Origin of the sequence: Corallococcus sp. EGB, assembly GCF_019968905.1 — a bacterium.
In the GTDB taxonomy this organism is placed as follows: Bacteria; Myxococcota; Myxococcia; order Myxococcales; family Myxococcaceae; genus Corallococcus.
This window is the reverse complement of record NZ_CP079946.1, coordinates 5,142,229-5,156,907: the sequence shown is the minus strand read 5'-3', so window position 1 is coordinate 5,156,907 and position 14,679 is coordinate 5,142,229. Positions and strand designations below refer to the sequence as shown.

16 protein-coding genes are annotated in these 14,679 nt (G+C 70.8%); 9 read left to right on the top strand and 7 right to left on the bottom strand.

The window, feature by feature from the left end; all coding sequences use genetic code 11:
- Window positions 1-46 precede the first annotated feature (46 nt).
- Together KYK13_RS21380 and KYK13_RS21375 are read right to left on the bottom strand one after the other, a co-directional pair.
- Window positions 47-1,435: a sigma 54-interacting transcriptional regulator gene (locus KYK13_RS21380; protein WP_223632225.1), complete on the bottom strand. Its 1,389-nt coding sequence runs from the start codon at window positions 1,433-1,435 to the stop codon at window positions 47-49.
- Window positions 1,436-1,531: 96 nt separating this feature from the next.
- The gene (locus tag KYK13_RS21375) at window positions 1,532-1,726 is read right to left on the bottom strand and encodes a hypothetical protein (RefSeq protein ID WP_223632216.1); all 195 of its coding nucleotides are present in this window, start codon (window positions 1,724-1,726) and stop codon (window positions 1,532-1,534) included.
- A gap of 253 nt (window positions 1,727-1,979) precedes the next feature.
- On the opposite strand from KYK13_RS21375, the gene KYK13_RS21370 reads away from it, so the two are divergent.
- A complete protein-coding gene (locus KYK13_RS21370; RefSeq protein WP_143904438.1) occupies window positions 1,980-2,255 on the top strand; it encodes a hypothetical protein in 276 nt (91 codons plus the stop codon).
- Between the two features lie 57 nt (window positions 2,256-2,312).
- On the top strand, window positions 2,313-3,044 hold the full coding sequence (locus KYK13_RS21365; RefSeq protein ID WP_223632214.1) for a PHP domain-containing protein: 732 nt from the start codon (window positions 2,313-2,315) through the stop codon (window positions 3,042-3,044).
- 6 nt (window positions 3,045-3,050) lie between these two features.
- Here the strand turns inward: KYK13_RS21365 and KYK13_RS21360 are convergent, their stop codons facing one another.
- The 4 genes from KYK13_RS21360 to KYK13_RS21345 all read right to left on the bottom strand — a co-directional run bounded on the left by KYK13_RS21360 (window position 3,051) and on the right by KYK13_RS21345 (window position 5,706).
- Window positions 3,051-3,803: a hypothetical protein gene (locus KYK13_RS21360; RefSeq protein ID WP_223632212.1), complete on the bottom strand. Its 753-nt coding sequence runs from the start codon at window positions 3,801-3,803 to the stop codon at window positions 3,051-3,053.
- 56 nt (window positions 3,804-3,859) lie between these two features.
- Window positions 3,860-4,063, bottom strand: coding sequence for a hypothetical protein (locus KYK13_RS21355; RefSeq protein WP_120530714.1), 204 nt, complete (start codon window positions 4,061-4,063; stop codon window positions 3,860-3,862).
- Between the two features lie 69 nt (window positions 4,064-4,132).
- A complete protein-coding gene (locus tag KYK13_RS21350; protein WP_223632210.1) occupies window positions 4,133-4,441 on the bottom strand; it encodes an FmdB family zinc ribbon protein in 309 nt (102 codons plus the stop codon).
- Window positions 4,442-4,464: 23 nt separating this feature from the next.
- Window positions 4,465-5,706 (bottom strand): hypothetical protein, encoded by a 1,242-nt coding sequence (locus KYK13_RS21345; RefSeq protein ID WP_223632208.1) that lies wholly within the window; start codon window positions 5,704-5,706, stop codon window positions 4,465-4,467.
- Window positions 5,707-5,944: 238 nt separating this feature from the next.
- Here KYK13_RS21345 and KYK13_RS21340 point away from each other — a divergent pair, with 238 nt between their 5' ends.
- The 5 genes from KYK13_RS21340 (at window position 5,945) to KYK13_RS21320 (ending at window position 10,316) form a co-directional block, all read left to right on the top strand.
- Window positions 5,945-6,445, top strand: coding sequence for a Fur family transcriptional regulator (locus KYK13_RS21340; protein ID WP_223632206.1), 501 nt, complete (start codon window positions 5,945-5,947; stop codon window positions 6,443-6,445).
- Window positions 6,446-6,449: 4 nt separating this feature from the next.
- On the top strand, window positions 6,450-6,986 hold the full coding sequence (locus KYK13_RS21335; protein WP_223632205.1) for a TlpA disulfide reductase family protein: 537 nt from the start codon (window positions 6,450-6,452) through the stop codon (window positions 6,984-6,986).
- A gap of 93 nt (window positions 6,987-7,079) precedes the next feature.
- Window positions 7,080-7,361 carry a septum formation initiator family protein gene (locus KYK13_RS21330; protein ID WP_223632203.1) on the top strand — a complete coding sequence of 94 codons (282 nt, stop codon included), beginning with the start codon at window positions 7,080-7,082 and terminating at the stop codon, window positions 7,359-7,361.
- Window positions 7,358-9,520 carry a diguanylate cyclase gene (locus KYK13_RS21325; protein WP_223632201.1) on the top strand — a complete coding sequence of 721 codons (2,163 nt, stop codon included), beginning with the start codon at window positions 7,358-7,360 and terminating at the stop codon, window positions 9,518-9,520. Before KYK13_RS21330 ends, KYK13_RS21325 begins: the two co-directional genes overlap by 4 nt.
- A gap of 13 nt (window positions 9,521-9,533) precedes the next feature.
- A complete protein-coding gene (locus tag KYK13_RS21320) occupies window positions 9,534-10,316 on the top strand; it encodes a class I SAM-dependent methyltransferase (protein WP_223632199.1) in 783 nt (260 codons plus the stop codon).
- Window position 10,317: 1 nt separating this feature from the next.
- Here KYK13_RS21320 and KYK13_RS21315 read toward each other — a convergent pair whose 3' ends face one another.
- A complete protein-coding gene (locus tag KYK13_RS21315; protein WP_223632197.1) occupies window positions 10,318-12,027 on the bottom strand; it encodes an HAD-IG family 5'-nucleotidase in 1,710 nt (569 codons plus the stop codon).
- Between the two features lie 121 nt (window positions 12,028-12,148).
- Here KYK13_RS21315 and KYK13_RS21310 point away from each other — a divergent pair, with 121 nt between their 5' ends.
- Both KYK13_RS21310 and KYK13_RS21305 read left to right on the top strand, forming a co-directional pair.
- On the top strand, window positions 12,149-12,421 hold the full coding sequence (locus KYK13_RS21310) for a hypothetical protein (RefSeq protein WP_223632195.1): 273 nt from the start codon (window positions 12,149-12,151) through the stop codon (window positions 12,419-12,421).
- Window positions 12,418-14,679 (top strand): serine/threonine-protein kinase, encoded by a 2,262-nt coding sequence (locus KYK13_RS21305; protein WP_223632193.1) that lies wholly within the window; start codon window positions 12,418-12,420, stop codon window positions 14,677-14,679. Before KYK13_RS21310 ends, KYK13_RS21305 begins: the two co-directional genes overlap by 4 nt.

Here is a 14,679-nt window from a genome sequence, read left to right as displayed (position 1 = left end):
CCGGCCAAAGGCCTCCGTGACTCCGGGTGGGGGCAGGGGACCGCTGTCAGTCCGGACCGGACACCAGGCCGTGCTTGCGCAGGAGCTTTCGCAGGTAGACGCGGTCGATGCCCGCCTCGCGCGAGGCCTTGGACACGTTGCCGCCACACCGCTCCAGCAGCGTGCGCAGGTAGTCGCGCTCGAAGCCCTCGATGAGGCGCTCCTTTGCTTCCTTGAAGGGCAGCTCCAGCGCCAGGGACAGCGTGTCCTCCGGGTCCAGCTCCGACGATGGGGCCGGGCGAGCGCGAGGCGTGTCCGGCATCTCCGGCAGCGCGGACTCGCCCAGGCTCACCACCCGGTCCACCACGTTGCGCAGCTCGCGCACGTTGCCCGGCCACGGGTACTGGGCGAGCAGGGCGCGCGTCTGGTCCGACAGGGTGCTGGGCGGCTTGCCCATGCGCTCCAGCACGGTGTCGATGAGCAGCGGGATGTCCTCCGGCCGCTCGCGCAGGGGCGGCAGCGCCACGCGCAGCACCGCGAGCCGGTGGAACAGATCGCCCCGGAAGCGGCCCGCCTTCACCGCGCCCTCCAGGTCCTGGTGCGTGGCCGCCACCACCCGCACGTTCACCGAGCGGTAGTCATTGGCGCCCACCCGCTTCACCTGCCGGCGCTCCAGCGCGCGCAGCAGCCGGGGCTGGACCTCCAGGGGCAACTCGCCCACCTCGTCCAGGAAGAGGGTGCCGCCGTGCGCGCGCTCGAAGGCGCCCGCCCGGTCCGCCTGCGCGCCGGTGAAGGCGCCCTTCACGTGGCCGAACAGCTCCGACTCCAGCAGCTGCGGCGCCACGCCCGCCAGGTCCACGATGACGAAGGGCCCCTTGGCGCGGTTGCCGTGCGTGTGCAGCCCTTCCGCGCACAGCTCCTTGCCGGTGCCCGTCTCGCCCTGGATGAGCACGTCCGACTCGCCCTGGGCCACGCGCTCCAGCAGGGTGAACACCTCGCGCATCCGGCGGCTCTGGCCCACCAGGTTGCCGAACCGGTCCCGGGAGGACAGGGGCAGGGCGTGGGCCTTCTCTCCCTCCGGGACGAGCTTCAGCTCCGTGGTGCCCAGCGTGAGCACCGCGCCGGGGCGCACCTCCAGGGTGGTGAAGCGCATGCCCTCGCAGAACGAACCGTTGCGCGAGCCCACGTCCACCGCCTGGATGCCGTCCTCACGCACGTCCAGGAGCAGGTGGCTGCGAGACACGGCCCGGTCCGCGATGACCACGTCGGAGCTGGCGTCCGCGCCCACCCGGTAGCGCCCGGGAGACAGGGGATGGCTCTGGCCCGCGTCCGGGCCGGAGAGGATGAGCAGCCGCACCCGCACCTTCGCCGCGCGTATCGCCGGCAGGGCGTCCGTGCGCAGCTGCCGGTCCTCCTCCCCGCTGTCATCCCCGAAGCGCGCCACGGCGCGGACCATAACATACGGAAATGGAAAGGCCCGGCCTCCCCGCACGCACCGGAAGATGCGTGACCCGAAGAGGACGGGCCTGGAAGGCCAGGGACGACGCGGCGGTCAGGCCGGCGGCTTCGCCTGGCGGTAGAAGAGCACCAACGTGTAGCAGTGGAACTCGTTGTCGGACGACTGGCAGACGACCCGGTCCACGATCTCCAGGTCCGAGTTGCTCTTGATCCAACGGGTGACGTTCTCACCCAACTCTTCCCGCTCCTTGGCCTTCGTCGCGGAGAAGACCTTCACGCCCGTGAACATCGCCAGCCACTCCTTGTGCGGTGGTGAGAAAAGGCTTGACCGGGAGTTATCGCACACGCCTTTTCAAGGTGTCAAAAATGCTGCGACGCAAAAGTTGTGATCCGCGAGGGGGCGGGGGGACGAGGTGGGGTGGGGGTTTGCAGGTCTCATGGCATGCATAGGTTCACCCGGTCGCACCCGGTTCGTGGATTGGGGCGGAGGCCCGGGGCCATTTCCGGCTCCAGGGGCAAGGGCGGAAAGAGGGGGCAGGACCGTGGACATGAAGACGAAGAAGGACCTGGCGGTCGATTTCATCAACACCATCCGCACCATGGAGCCGAGTGCGCTCAACGCCCTCATCGTCAAGGAAGCGGGCGAGGAGCTGGCGCAGTTCTTCCTGAACTACAGCGCCAACCTCATCTCCAAGGATCCGTCCCGGGTGCTGGAGAACACGTCCTCGCTGATGCTGATGGGCTACCTCATCCGCACGTACGAGGAGAAGAACAGCCAGGCCCGGCAGGGCAACTTCCAGTCCTACGCGTACGCCTGATGCGCCGTGCACGCGGGCTCGACAGGCCCGGGGAGGCCTGTTAGGCACGCGTCGCCCATGCTCATCGACCTACACGCCCATTCCCATCTGTCCAAGGGATGCGAACTGGAGCCGCGCGCCGTGCTGGAGCGGGCGGCGATGTTCGGCCTGGACGCGGTGGCGTTCACGGAGACCAACACCCAGGACGGCTGCGACGAGCTCTTCGAGATCGGCGCGAAGTCCAAGGTGAAGGTGTTCGTGGGACTGGAGCTCGTCACGGACCGGGGCCAGTACCTGTGCTTCTTCCCGAAGCCGGAGCTGGCGCCGGAGCCCGTGCAGATGTGGGGCAGCAACCGGGAGAAGCCCTGGAGCGCGGCCGAGTGCCTGCCCAAGGTGAAGGCGCTGGGCGCGGCCATCGTCGCGGCCCGCCCCTTCGACCGGGACGTGCCCAACCCCGCCATGGACTACGTGCGCTCGCTGTCGGGCGTGCTGTGCGCCGTGGAGGGCTACAACGCCAAGGTGAAGCAGACGGCGAACGACCTGGCCGTGGAGGCCGCGGACGCCCTCAAGCTGCCCTGCGTGGGCGGCAGCGACGCGCGCGGCTCCCTGGATGAAATGGGCCGCGGCGCCACCTTCTTCAAGCGCGACGTGCTCACCCAGGCGCAGCTGGTGGAGGAGCTGCTCAAGGGCGACTACTGGCCGGTGATGGCCGGCGAGCTGCCCCGCCTCACCCGGCCGGGCGAGGCCCAGGCCCAGCGCAAGGGCGGCGGCGGTGGCAAGAAGCAGCACCGCCGCGGCGGCCGGCGCTAGACACCGCTACGGCAGGACGGACCTGCCCGCCTCCTCGGCGCGCACCAGCCGGCCATCGGTGAGGAAGGCCTTGCGGCGCTCGCCCGGGTAGCGCCACTCCTCGTTCTTCGCGGTGCCCTCCAGCGTGCGGCGCACCGACTCCGGCGGGCCCCACGCCATGCGCACCGCCTCCGCGGGCATGTCCGCGACCAGCGTCTTGGTGCGCACGGCCTCCTTCACCGCCGCGCTGAAGCCGTTGAGCTCGGCCGTGAGCGGGTGGGGCGACAGCGTCTTCTCCAGCTCCGCGCGGAACGCGTCCGGCCGGTCGAGGTTCGGCGGCAGCACCAGCACCACCTGATTGCCCGGCGGCGCGCCCTCCACCGTCACGTACACCCACGGCCAGGTGCGCGGGGAGTAGAGGACGCGCTCGGTGACGACCCACGCGGTGGGGAACTCCACCCGGGTGATCCGCACGCGCGTGCCGGCCGGGACGGTGGCCTGGATGGGGCCGGGGTTGATGGGCTTGCCCTGGGTGTCGTCCACCAGGCGCACGTCCTCCGGCGGGTAGGGCGTGAGCAGCCGCTTGGAGCCGTCCCCGAAGAAGGGCGTCAGGTAGGCGGAGACGCGCAGGTATTGCTCCGCGTCCGGGCCGGTGAGGGTCCGGTCCAGCGAGGCGCGGTCCTCGGGGGACATGCGGGTGGCGGAGGCGCAGCCGGCGGACACGGCGGCCAGCAGCGGCACCCAGAGGAGGGACGACAGCGAACGGAAGGAACGCGGCATGGCACCTGGACGCGCGAGGGATGGGACGCGCGCGTCCTTCAAGGTGCCTGCTTAACCTAGCGGATGGCCTGCGTCAGCGCCGGCGTGTCCGTCGCGGCGAGCTTGCCGTTGCGGCAGCCGCGCTGCGGAGGACACACGGGACCGCGGCCATGCGGGTCCGCGACCAGGAGGAACCGCCCCTGGCCCCGCGCATCCGTCAGCTCCGGATGGCCGCACAGCGCGCAGTGTCGGGGGGGACGCTTCGAGGGAGGAAAGGGCACGCCCCGAGTCTGGAGCCTCCCCGCGCCCCCAGCGAATTTTCAGCCGGGGGCAACGGGGCGCGCTCGGCGCTACGGCTTGTCGCTGGACGCGGTGCTCGGCGCGGCCGCGGCTGCGCTGGCCGGCGCGCTGCTGCTCGACGTCGATGATGAGGACGACGAGGAGGAAGACGACGAACCGCCGCCGTCCTTCTTCGTGGAACCGTACAGGTCGGAGTACCAGCCCCCACCCTTGAGGTGGAAGCTGGAGCGGCTGACCTGCTTGCTCAGCGTGCCCTGGGCCCCGCACGCGGTGCAGGCGGGGGGCGTCGGGTCGGACATCTTCTGCAGGACGTCGATGGTCTTTCCACAGGCCGAGCAGCCGTACTCGTAGATGGGCATGGGGTGGGTACCTCGTCGGTGAGTCAGTGCGAAGAAGGGGAGGAGGCCTGGGCGGCCAGCTGCTTGCGCAGGCCCTCCGCCAGGTTCAGGCGCTCGAAGGCGCGGGTGATCAGCTCCGCGGGCGCGCCGTGCTTGCGCCCCACGACATTGGCCAGCGAGTGGAGGTCCGTGGCGTCCGGCAGGACGTCCTTCGCCAGCCGCTCCAGGTCCTTGCGGAGCGCGTCGGCGAAGCGCTTCTGGATGCCCAGGTCCACCAGGTACTTTTCCCGGCCGAGCAGGTCCAGCCGGTGGGTGAGGTGGGAGGTGGCCAGCGCCTCGTTGCGGAAGCGCTCGCGCAGCGCCTCCACCTCTTCCTCCATGTGGAGCGCGTGCGTGAGCCGCTGCAACTCGCTGGGGGACAGGCCCAGCGCCCAGGCCACGCGGCCGGTGGCGCCGCGCTGGGACGCGAAGGCGGTGCGGAGGTTCTCGCGCTCGCGCGTCTCCAGCGTCTCCATGATGCCGTGCTGGCGCAGCACGTTCTCCATGTCCACCTGGGTCAGCTCGCCGCGCGGGCCGTTGTAGCGGTGCTCCAGTGTGCGCAGGAGCGAGTAGCGGTGCTCCGTGGCCGCGATGGCGGCCTCCAGCGTCTCCTTGCCCTCCGAGCGGGTCAGTTCAAAGAACGACAGTCGCTGGGCCTCCACGCGGGTGAAGCGGCCGCGGGGGCGGGGCAGCTCGCGCTTGAGGAAGCGCGGGGCCTCCTCTTCCTGCGGCTCCTGGGCGGGCGGGGCCGGGAGGGCGGTGACCCCGTCCTCCGCGTCCGTGGTGCGCTTCCTGGGCGCGATGCGCTCCTGGATGGCGGCGGCCTCCGCCTTGGCGCTCTTGCGCCGGCCCGTCTTGGGGTCCGTCTCCTCCGCGGGCGGCGCGGCGAGGCCGAACACGGGCGTGGTGGGAGCGGGCGCGGGGGGCGGCGTCTTCTCCTCGCGCACCTGGGCCAGCTCCTGCGCCACGTCGTAGTAGCCGCACTCCTGGCGCTGGGCCGCGAGTGCGGGCGTCACGCCGCGCAGGATGTCCACCACCGCGAAGGGCCCCAGGGGGGACGTCTCCGGTTCACCATCCGTGAGGGCCCGGACCCGGAAGTCCTCCTCCTCGGTGAGGAGCGCGAGCGCCTCGCGGACCTGCTGTGCGGGGGCCGGAGCCTTCGCGCGTCGGCAGAAGTCCGACACCGCCACCGCCACCGGGGTGGGCACATCATCGGGCTGCCGTCTTCTCTGCCAGGGACTGATCATGGAAAGGTTCGGAAAATTGCTCGTTTACGAGGGCGGATGCCTCTATCTTCGCGGCCAGACAGGTGTCAATGAGCCAGTCCGGCCTCAATGTAAACAGCCCACGCGCGGCGCAAGCCGAAGATGCCGAAGTCCGTGGTAGTCAGCGGGGGAGCGGGCGCCCGGTGAGGCCGGCTGGCGAAAATGTCTTGCGGGAGCAGGCATCCCCACCCCAACACATGGGGTGCTTCAGAGATTGCAGATGACGACCCATCACCACAGCCACTCCCACGCTCACGGCTCCTCGGACAAGGACAAGGACGAGGTCCTGGCGCGCTACATGGCCCAGCACGGGCTGAAGAGCACGCGCCAGCGCAGCCTCATCATCGACACCTTCTTCGAGGTGGGCGGCCACCTGTCGGTGGAGGAGCTGTGGAACAAGGTGCGCGAGCAGGACACCAAGGTGTCCGTGGCCACCGTGTACCGGACCATGAAGCTGCTCAACGAGTGCGGCCTGGCCCACGCGCGCAACTTCGGCGACGGGCAGACGCGCTACGAGGCGGCGGCGGGGCGCGAGCACCACGACCACCTCATCTGCACCAGCTGCGGCACCATCGTGGAGTTCGAGAACGACCGCATCGAGACGCTCCAGGACGCGGTGGCGCGCAAGCACGGCTTCACGGTGACGTCGCACAAGATGGAGCTGTACGGCCTGTGCCGCGAGTGTCAGCTCCGCGGTGGCCCGCTGGAGTCCGAGGCCTGAGCCCGTGAGGCCGGTGCGACGACGCGCGCTGGCGTGCGCGGTGCTGCTGGGGGCGCTGGCCCTGACGGGCGCGGTGTCCGGCTGCCGCCACGGGGGGCCGGTGGACGCCGGGCCCGCCTTCTACCGGGCGCTGTGGCTGCCGTCGGTGGGGCCCACGCGCTACGACCCCCGGCAGCTGCCGGGCAAGGTGGTGCTGGTGTCCTTCACGGCCACCTGGTGCTTCCCGTGCCTGGCGGACCAGCCCACGCTGACGCAGCTCCAGGAGACGTACGGCCCCCGGGGCTTCCAGGTCATCGCGGTGGGGATGGACATCGACGAGGGGCGGGTGCTGGGGCCGTTCGCGGATCACTACGCCTTTCCCTACCCGGTGCTGCTGTCCGACGAGCGCATGCGCGCGGGGCAGAGCGCCTTTGGCCGGATCCGCGCGCTGCCCAGCACGGTGCTCCTGGACAAGCACGGCCGCGCGGTGGCCGCGTGGCAGGGGATTGAAGGCCAGGCGGACGTGGCGAAGGCCATTGAAAAGCTGCTGAAGCAGGACTGATTCCGCCGCGTCTCTGGCGTGCCGCGGAGGTGCTACAGGGCTGGAGCGGAATTCTTGCGGGCAGGGGGGCCGCTGGTACCTTCGCCGGCGCTCATGACGTCCCGGCGAAAGCTCCTGATGGTGGCGGCGGTGGTGGCGGTGGCCCTGAGCCTCGCTTCGGTGGCGGACGCCAAGGGCTTCCGCCGTTACCTGCGCCTGCGGCAGGACGTGGAAGCGCTCAATGAGCGCAACCGCTCGCTGGCCGCGCAGAACGACGCGCTCCGCAAGGAGATCTCGGCGCTGCGCAAGGATCCGGCGGCGCTGGAGCAGTCGGTGCGTGAGGAGCTCGGCTACGTGAAGCCGGGCGAGATCGTCTTCCACCTGGAGTCGCCATGACCTCGCTGCCCGCGGTGCCCTCTCCGGCGAAGCTCGTGCGTGCGTTCTTCCGCGCCATCCCCGCGGCGGTGGCGCTGGCCACCTTCGTGCACCTGGCGCAAGGCGGCTTCCGGGGCCTGCACACGCTGGGGTGGACGGAGGCGGCCCTGGTGGTGGGGCTGCTCGTCGGCATTGGCATGGCGGCGTGGCGCCGGGCCATGCGCTCGTCGGTGGGCGCGGTCATCGACCTGCGCGACGACCTGGAGCTGGGCGGCGGGCTCATCTCCGCGGCCTTCATCGTGGTGGCCATTGGCGGCGGGGAGCTGTTCCCCATCGTCTATCTGTTGATGGCGTTCCTGGTGGCGTTCCTGCCGCGCAACGCGGGCATGACGCTCCTGGGCATCGCGCTGGTGTACGACGGGCTGGTGACGCTGGGCGGGCCGGTGGTGAACGTCACCGGGTTCCTGACGCACACGCTGTTCCTGGCGCTGTTCGCGGGGCTGTACCACCTGGTGCTGTCCGCGCGGATGGCGGTGGCGAAGCGGGCGGAGTCGGACGCGGTGCAGAAGCGCATCCGCGAGGTGGAGGAGCGCGCGCGCACCTTCCGGCTGGTGTCCTCCGGCACGCAGGACAGCTTCAGCGGGATGAACTCCGACGAGAAGTGGCTGGTCGCGTCGGTGAAGGAGATTGAAGGCGCGGTGCACGCGGCGCTGGAGATCGCGGAGACGGGCCTGCGCACGGACACCTGCGCGGCGTTCCTGCTCACGTCGGATGACCGGAGCCTGAAGCTGTACGACTGCCGGTCCGCGTCGGAGCGGGTGCAGCGCGAGAAGTTCAACGCGGGCGAGGGCATCATCGGCGGGGTGCTGAAGCGCCGCGCGCCGGTGCGGATGAACTCGCCGCAGGGGCTCAAGGGCGTCACGTACTACGAGGGTGGCGGCCCCACGGTGCAGGCGCTGCTGGCGGTGCCCATCCTGGAGGGCAGCGGTCTGGTGCGCGGCGTGCTGGTGGCGGACAAGCTGAAGAACGAGCCGTTCACGGACCAGGACGAGAAGATGCTCACCACCATCGCGGGAGAGGTGTTGCGCTCCATCGAGGTGGAGCGGGTGATGAGCTACATCCGCAAGACGCGCGACGAGAAGGACCGGTTCTTCCGGGCCATCGAGGAGCTCAACCGCGCGGGCAGTCCGGATCAGGTGTTCGTGGCGGTGCTCGAGGCGACGCGGCAGCTGGCGGGGCTGGACTTCTGCGCGGTGACGCTGGTGTCGGAGCAGGAGGGCAAGCGGGTGCACCGCGTGGCGCGGATGACGGGCGTCACGGCGCAGGGCAAGGCGCTGGAGGGGCGCACGTTCCAGGACAACAACGGCCTGGTGGCGAACGTGGTGCGCTACGGGGCGCCGTTGCCGGGGCGGGACATCAAGGCGATGGACCGTCAGGTCATCTTCGATGAGGAGACGCAGGTGCGCGGCCTGGGCGCGCTGAAGATCTTCCCGCTGGTGGCGGGGGACCGCATCCTGGGCACGCTGGTGGCGGGGTCGCGCAAGAAGACGGCGTTCGAGCAGGACGTGCTGCGGATGATCGAGGTCATCGCGATCCAGGCGGCGCAGGCGGTGTTGCGCGCGCAGCTCTACGAGCAGATGGAGCGGATGGCGACGACGGACGGCCTCACGGGCCTGCTCAACCACCGCACATTCCAGTCGCGCGCGGACGACATCCTGGCGCAGGCGCGGCGGTACAACCGCAAGTGCTCCATCATGTTGACGGACGTGGACCACTTCAAGAGCGTCAACGACACCTACGGTCACCCGACGGGCGACCAGGTGCTCAAGGGCGTAGCGCGCATCATCAAGACGCTGGCGCGGGACACGGACGTCGTCGCCCGCTACGGCGGCGAGGAGTTCGTGATGGTGATGCCGGAGACGGACGCGCAGGGCGCGAAGATCATCGCGGAGCGCATCCGCGAGGCGGTGATGGCGGAGGTGTTCCAGACGGAGATGGGCCCGCTGCGCATCACGATGTCGCTGGGCATCGCGACGTTCCCGGACAACGCGATGGAGAAGCAGCAGCTCATCGACCTGGCGGACCAGTGCCTCTACCACTCGAAGCGCAACGGCCGGAACCAGTCCGTGACGGTGGCGCAGATGCAGGGTGGCCGGAAGCTGGCGGCGGTCGCGGAGTAGGGCGGCGGTATCGATGCCGTCCGTTCCCCTCGCCGTCACCACCAGCACGAAGACGGACGCGGCCACGGTGCGCGAGGCGCGGGCCGTGGCGCAGCGGTGGAGTCTGCCGTTCCTTCCGCGCCGCTCCGGTGAGGGCATCGCGTCCTGGCTGGGCACCAAGGTCGACGCGCTGCTGGTCGTGGGCGGCGATGGCGTGACGCTGTGGGAGCCGCAGGGTTCATTCGGCTTCCACGCAGGCATGGCGCACCTGCGCCGCATGCGCCTTCGCCAGGGACAGCGCGACGACGCGTTCCTCAAGGTCGCGGAGATCGTCCCGGGCGATGCCGTGCTCGACTGCACCCTGGGGCTTGCCCAGGACGCGCTGGTCGCGTCGCTCGCCGTGGGCCCCACGGGCCGGGTCGTCGGCCTGGAGAAGAGCCTGCCCCTGTGCATCGTCGCCGCAGAGGGGCTCCAGCGCTACGACAGGGGCGAGGACTCGTGCGCCATCGAAGTGCTCCACGCGGATGCGCATGCGTACCTGAAGACGCTGCCCGCGAAGTCCTTTGACGTCGTCTTCTTCGACCCGATGTTCGCCCGGCCGAAGAAGGCCCAGCCCGCCTTCGACGTCCTGCGCCGCTTCGCGGAGCACGCCCCCCTCACTCCTGAAGCCGTGGAGGAGGGGAGGCGCGTCGCCCGCCGGTGGGTCGTCGTGAAGGGCGCCCGCCACACCGACGACCTGAAGAAGCTGGGCATCCAGCCGGAGCCCACCTCGCGCTTCAGCGACGTCATCTGGGGCCGGCTGCACGCGCTGCCCTGAGCTACTCCTTCTCCGACCCTCGCGGCGGACCTTCGCTGCCCATCGGTGACAGCTTGCTCGACAGCGCGCCCGCCTGTTCGTGCGCCATCAGGTCGCGCGGCGAGCGGTAGTACTGCATGGGCGAGTGGTGCAGGAAGTTCGACACGCGGCTCGTGTAGAGACACGCGTACTGCTCCACCTGGTAGCCGAAGCGGCTGTTCTCGTTGCCCTCCTTGAACAGCAGGCCCCAGTACGGGTTGAAGCCCTCCTCGACGTCGCGCTCCAGCGTGTCCGCGATGCCGTTGGTCTCCTTCAACGAGCGGCGCAGCTTCTCCAGCTCGGCCTTCGTCTTCTTGCGCAGCTCCTCCACCTCGTGGCGCTCGGACTCCGACAGTTGCTCACGCTCCAGCCTGCGCTCCAGGGCGTTCAACACCGTCTTTCGGTGGTTCACCTCGTCGTCCAGCCGCGCGCGCGTCAGCTCCACCTCGGACAGCGTGGTGATCTCCTCGCGCCGCGCGTCCGTGTACGTGATCTCGTCTTCGATCTCCTGGACGATCATGCACGTGCGCCACAGCGACGACTTCTTCGACTTCAGGATGTCGCCGTAGATGTGGTCGCCCACGTAGAGGATGTGCTCGCCCCGGTAGCCGGTGAACTCCTCGAACTGCGCCAGGTTGCCGCCCGAGTACACCGTGCCGCGCTCCAGCGACTTCGCTTCGCCCACGACCTTGCCCGCCTCCGTGGACGAATCCAGCTCCAGGAACGGCCGCGCTTCCGTGAAGAACGCCGGCTTGCCCGCCGCCGTCACCACGAAGTCGAAGTAGTTCCTCCAACTGGGGTACTCCGGCAGCTGCCCGTCCAGCAGGTAGCGCATCACCGCGTTCGTGTAGTCCCACGCGGAGTTCGTCAGCAGGAACAGCCGCTTCCCGCCCGAGCGCAGCTTGTGCAGCGCCGGCCCCAGCTCCGGATCCAGGAAGACGTAGCGCGCCAGGTCCTTGCGCACCTCGCGCTTGAGCGAGTTGTCCCGGTGCACCGTGTCGATGGCTTCCCGGATGTCGTCGTAGAGCTTGCCGTAGTTCACGGTGTGCCCCAGCGACTCCATCAGCTCGATGATGCCCGAATACAGACATGTCTCCGGCAGCGCGAAGAGCGTGTCGTTCCACGCGAACTGCGGGTTGCGCAGCCGCACCCGCTTGTTGCGGTACAGCTCCTTCCACGCGTCGCGCTTCAGCGGCCGCAGGCCGTGGTACGCGCGCCCCACGTGACCGAAGCGGTCCATCTTCAGGACGTTGCCGTTCACCCGGTCCACCGCCAGACCGCGCATCACGAAGTGGTGGTCGTAGAGCAGGCCCCCGATGAACGGCGGGTAGCCGTACTCGCTGATCAGCTTCGCGATCGTCATGTCGAACGACAGCTGCTCCAGCCGGCGCATGTGGTAGATGGCCAGCGTGTAGTCCATGTCGAACCCGATGAGCTCGACGTGGTCCATGCGCAGGTTGCGGTTGACGAACACCTCCCGCGAATGCGGCACCTGGTCCGCGGGCTCACGCGGGGTGGTGAGCAGCCGGCCGAGCACGTCGTCGGTGAGCAGGTCCCGGGCCCGGCGGGCCGCGTCCTCGGCGTGCTCGCGGCGGATGGAGGAACGGAAGCTCCCGTGCAGCGGATCCACGGAGGGTCCGCCCGGGATGGGCTGGGAAGGGGAGAGTAGAGGCGCCACGGGACCCCAACTCATAACACGCGCTGTTCGGCCTTCACCCGTGTCCTTGCGGGCTTCGCACGGGGCTGGCACGCTCTGTCCAACGATGCGCACCCCACGTCCATCCCCGGCCTCCGCCGAGGACCTCCACGCGCGCTTGTCCGCTCGCATCACCGCGCTGGAGGACCGGGTGCGCCGTCTGGAGGCCCGGCTCGCCCTCGAGGCGCGCAAGCCTGCCCCTGTCCGCACCCGCGCCACCGTCTCCGCCGCCACCGTCCGCGCCGCCCGTCCCCGTCCGCGCTGCCCCGGCTGCACCCTGGAGTTGCCTCGCGGACGGCGCGGTGAGTCGTGCGTGTGGTGCGGCTTCATGTTCGCCGCCGTGTCCCGCCGCCGCGCGGGCGGCCCCAAGACGCCTCGGAAGACGCGATGAGCGGGACGTACCGGCTCACAGGCCGCACCGAGGCAGGGGACCTGGCGGAGCTGTACGAAGCCCTGCTGCTGCCCACCATCCCCGTCGCGGTGAAGCTCTTCCTGCCGCGCACCTCCGACCCAGCCTATGCCCGCGCGCTGGCGGAGACGGTGCGGATGCTCCAGCCCGTGCGGCACCCGGGTCTCCTCCACGTGGTGGACGTGGGCTTCGTGCGCCAGCGGCTCGCCGTGGTGCGCGAGGACGCGGAGGGCTTCACGCTGGGCGTCGCGCTCCAGCGCCTCAACACCAAGGAAGTCCTCCTGCCGCCCGCGGTGGCGCTCTCCATCGTCATCCAACTGTTGGAGACCGTGCAGCTCGCGCACGACGCGGGCGTCGTCCACGGAGCCATCACGCCCGGCAACGTGCTCCTGGCCCGCGACGGCTTCCCGGCCATCTGCGACTTCGGCGCGCTCCAGGCGCTGTTGGCCGTGCCCCAGCTCAAGCGCACGTTCGCGCACCGGGGCCGCAGCGCATACCGCGCGCCGGAGGTCACCAAGGGGGAGGCTCCCACGGAGGCGTCCGACGTGTACTCGCTGGGCGCCATCGCCTACGAGCTGCTCACGCTGCGCGAGGCCGTGGTGCCCGGCAGCGGCGTGAGCACCCGCCGCGAGGCGCTGCCCCCGCCCAGCCGGTTGGACCGGCGGATCAACTCGCGCCTGGATCCGGCGATCATGCGCGCGCTGGATCCCGCGCCCCAGCGGCGCTTCCGCTCGTGCGGCGAGTTCGCCCAGGCCCTGCGCAACTTCCTCTCCGCGAGCGGCGGCCTGCCCGGCGCGGAGGAGGTGGCCCGCTTCGTCGCGGAGTTGTTCCCCAACGAGGTCAGCCTCGCCGCCCCCGGGCCCGTGCCGTTCGCGGAGCCTTTTGTGCTGGAGCCCATCTCCGGCGCGGAGATGGAGGACCTGCACGCCGAGGAGCACGAGGCCTCCATCGTCCAGCGCGCGCCGTACAGCCGCGCGCCCACGGAGCAGGAGGCATCCGCCGAGACGCAGGAGGCCGCCGCCCCCGCGTTCGAGGAGTTCCGCCCCGAGGACTACGCGCCGTCGGACGACGAACCCGAGTCGGAGTTCGATCCCGAGGGCGAGGTGCGGAGCACGGAACTGTCGCCCGCGGGCCCCCTGGAGCAGGGCTGGGATGCGCCCCCCGGCGTGCTCGCGCAGAAGCCCCGGAAGCCGGAGGGCCCCGCACCGCGCGCCGGGCGCAATCCCCGCGTGAAGGTCATCGAGGACTTCACCGGACCGCCGCTCGGGGACGACGAACCGCCCGTGCCCACCGGTCGCCGCGCCGCCATGCGCCCCGCGCCGCCCCTGGGCGGAGACGAGCCCGTGCCGCCCTCCGGCCGTCGCCCGGCCCTGCATCCCGGCCAGCCCGCGGTGCTGGAGCAAGAAGCGCCGTCCGCGGCGAAGCGCCCGGCCCTGCGCCCCGCTCGGGGGGCTGGCGGCAGGGGACCGGGGCAGGAGACGGCGGTCCTTGCCTCCATGGGAGCCCCCGAGGCCGCCGACGCGGGCGCGCCCGGCCAGGAGCGCCGGGGCCGCGCCGAGCCCACCGAGGCCCTCCCCCCGGAGCCGGGCTCGGGGCGCCGCATGTCCCCTCCGAAGGCGGAGGGCCGCGTGCGCCACGACATGGCGACCCCCGCGCCCTCGGACCGCCACCTGCCGGTGAACCAGCGCTTCGACACGGTGGAGACGCCACGCATGGACGCGGTGGACCGCGCGCTCCGCCGCAAGCGCCTGGTCTTCATCGCGGGCGGCATCGCCCTGGTGGGCGTGTTCATGTTCGCGGTCGCCGCGTGGCGGCTGGGCCTTGAGCCCGTGCACGAGCCGGAGCTGCCCCGCTACGATCCGGACGCGCCCGCGGCGAACAGCACCTCCTCGCGCGCCAACCCGTCCGCGCTCAAGCCCATCGCGCCCCCTCCGGCCGCGCCTCCGTCCGACCCCAGCGCGCGGGACATCGAGGACGAGGACGCCGAGCCGGGCGTGCCGCCGAGGAACCAGCGCGCGTTCCTCACGCTGCGCACCAACCTCCCCGCGAACGTCTTCATCGACGGGGCGAAGCTTCGCCGCGTGACGCCGCTGGTGAACTACCCGGTCCGCGTGGGCACGCGTGACATCCGCGTGGTGGCCATCTCCACCGGCGAGCAGAAGGACTTCCAGCTCCGCTTCTCGCGGGGCCAGCACCAGAAGCTGGACGAACAGTTCCAGCCTCCCCCCACCAGGCGGTGA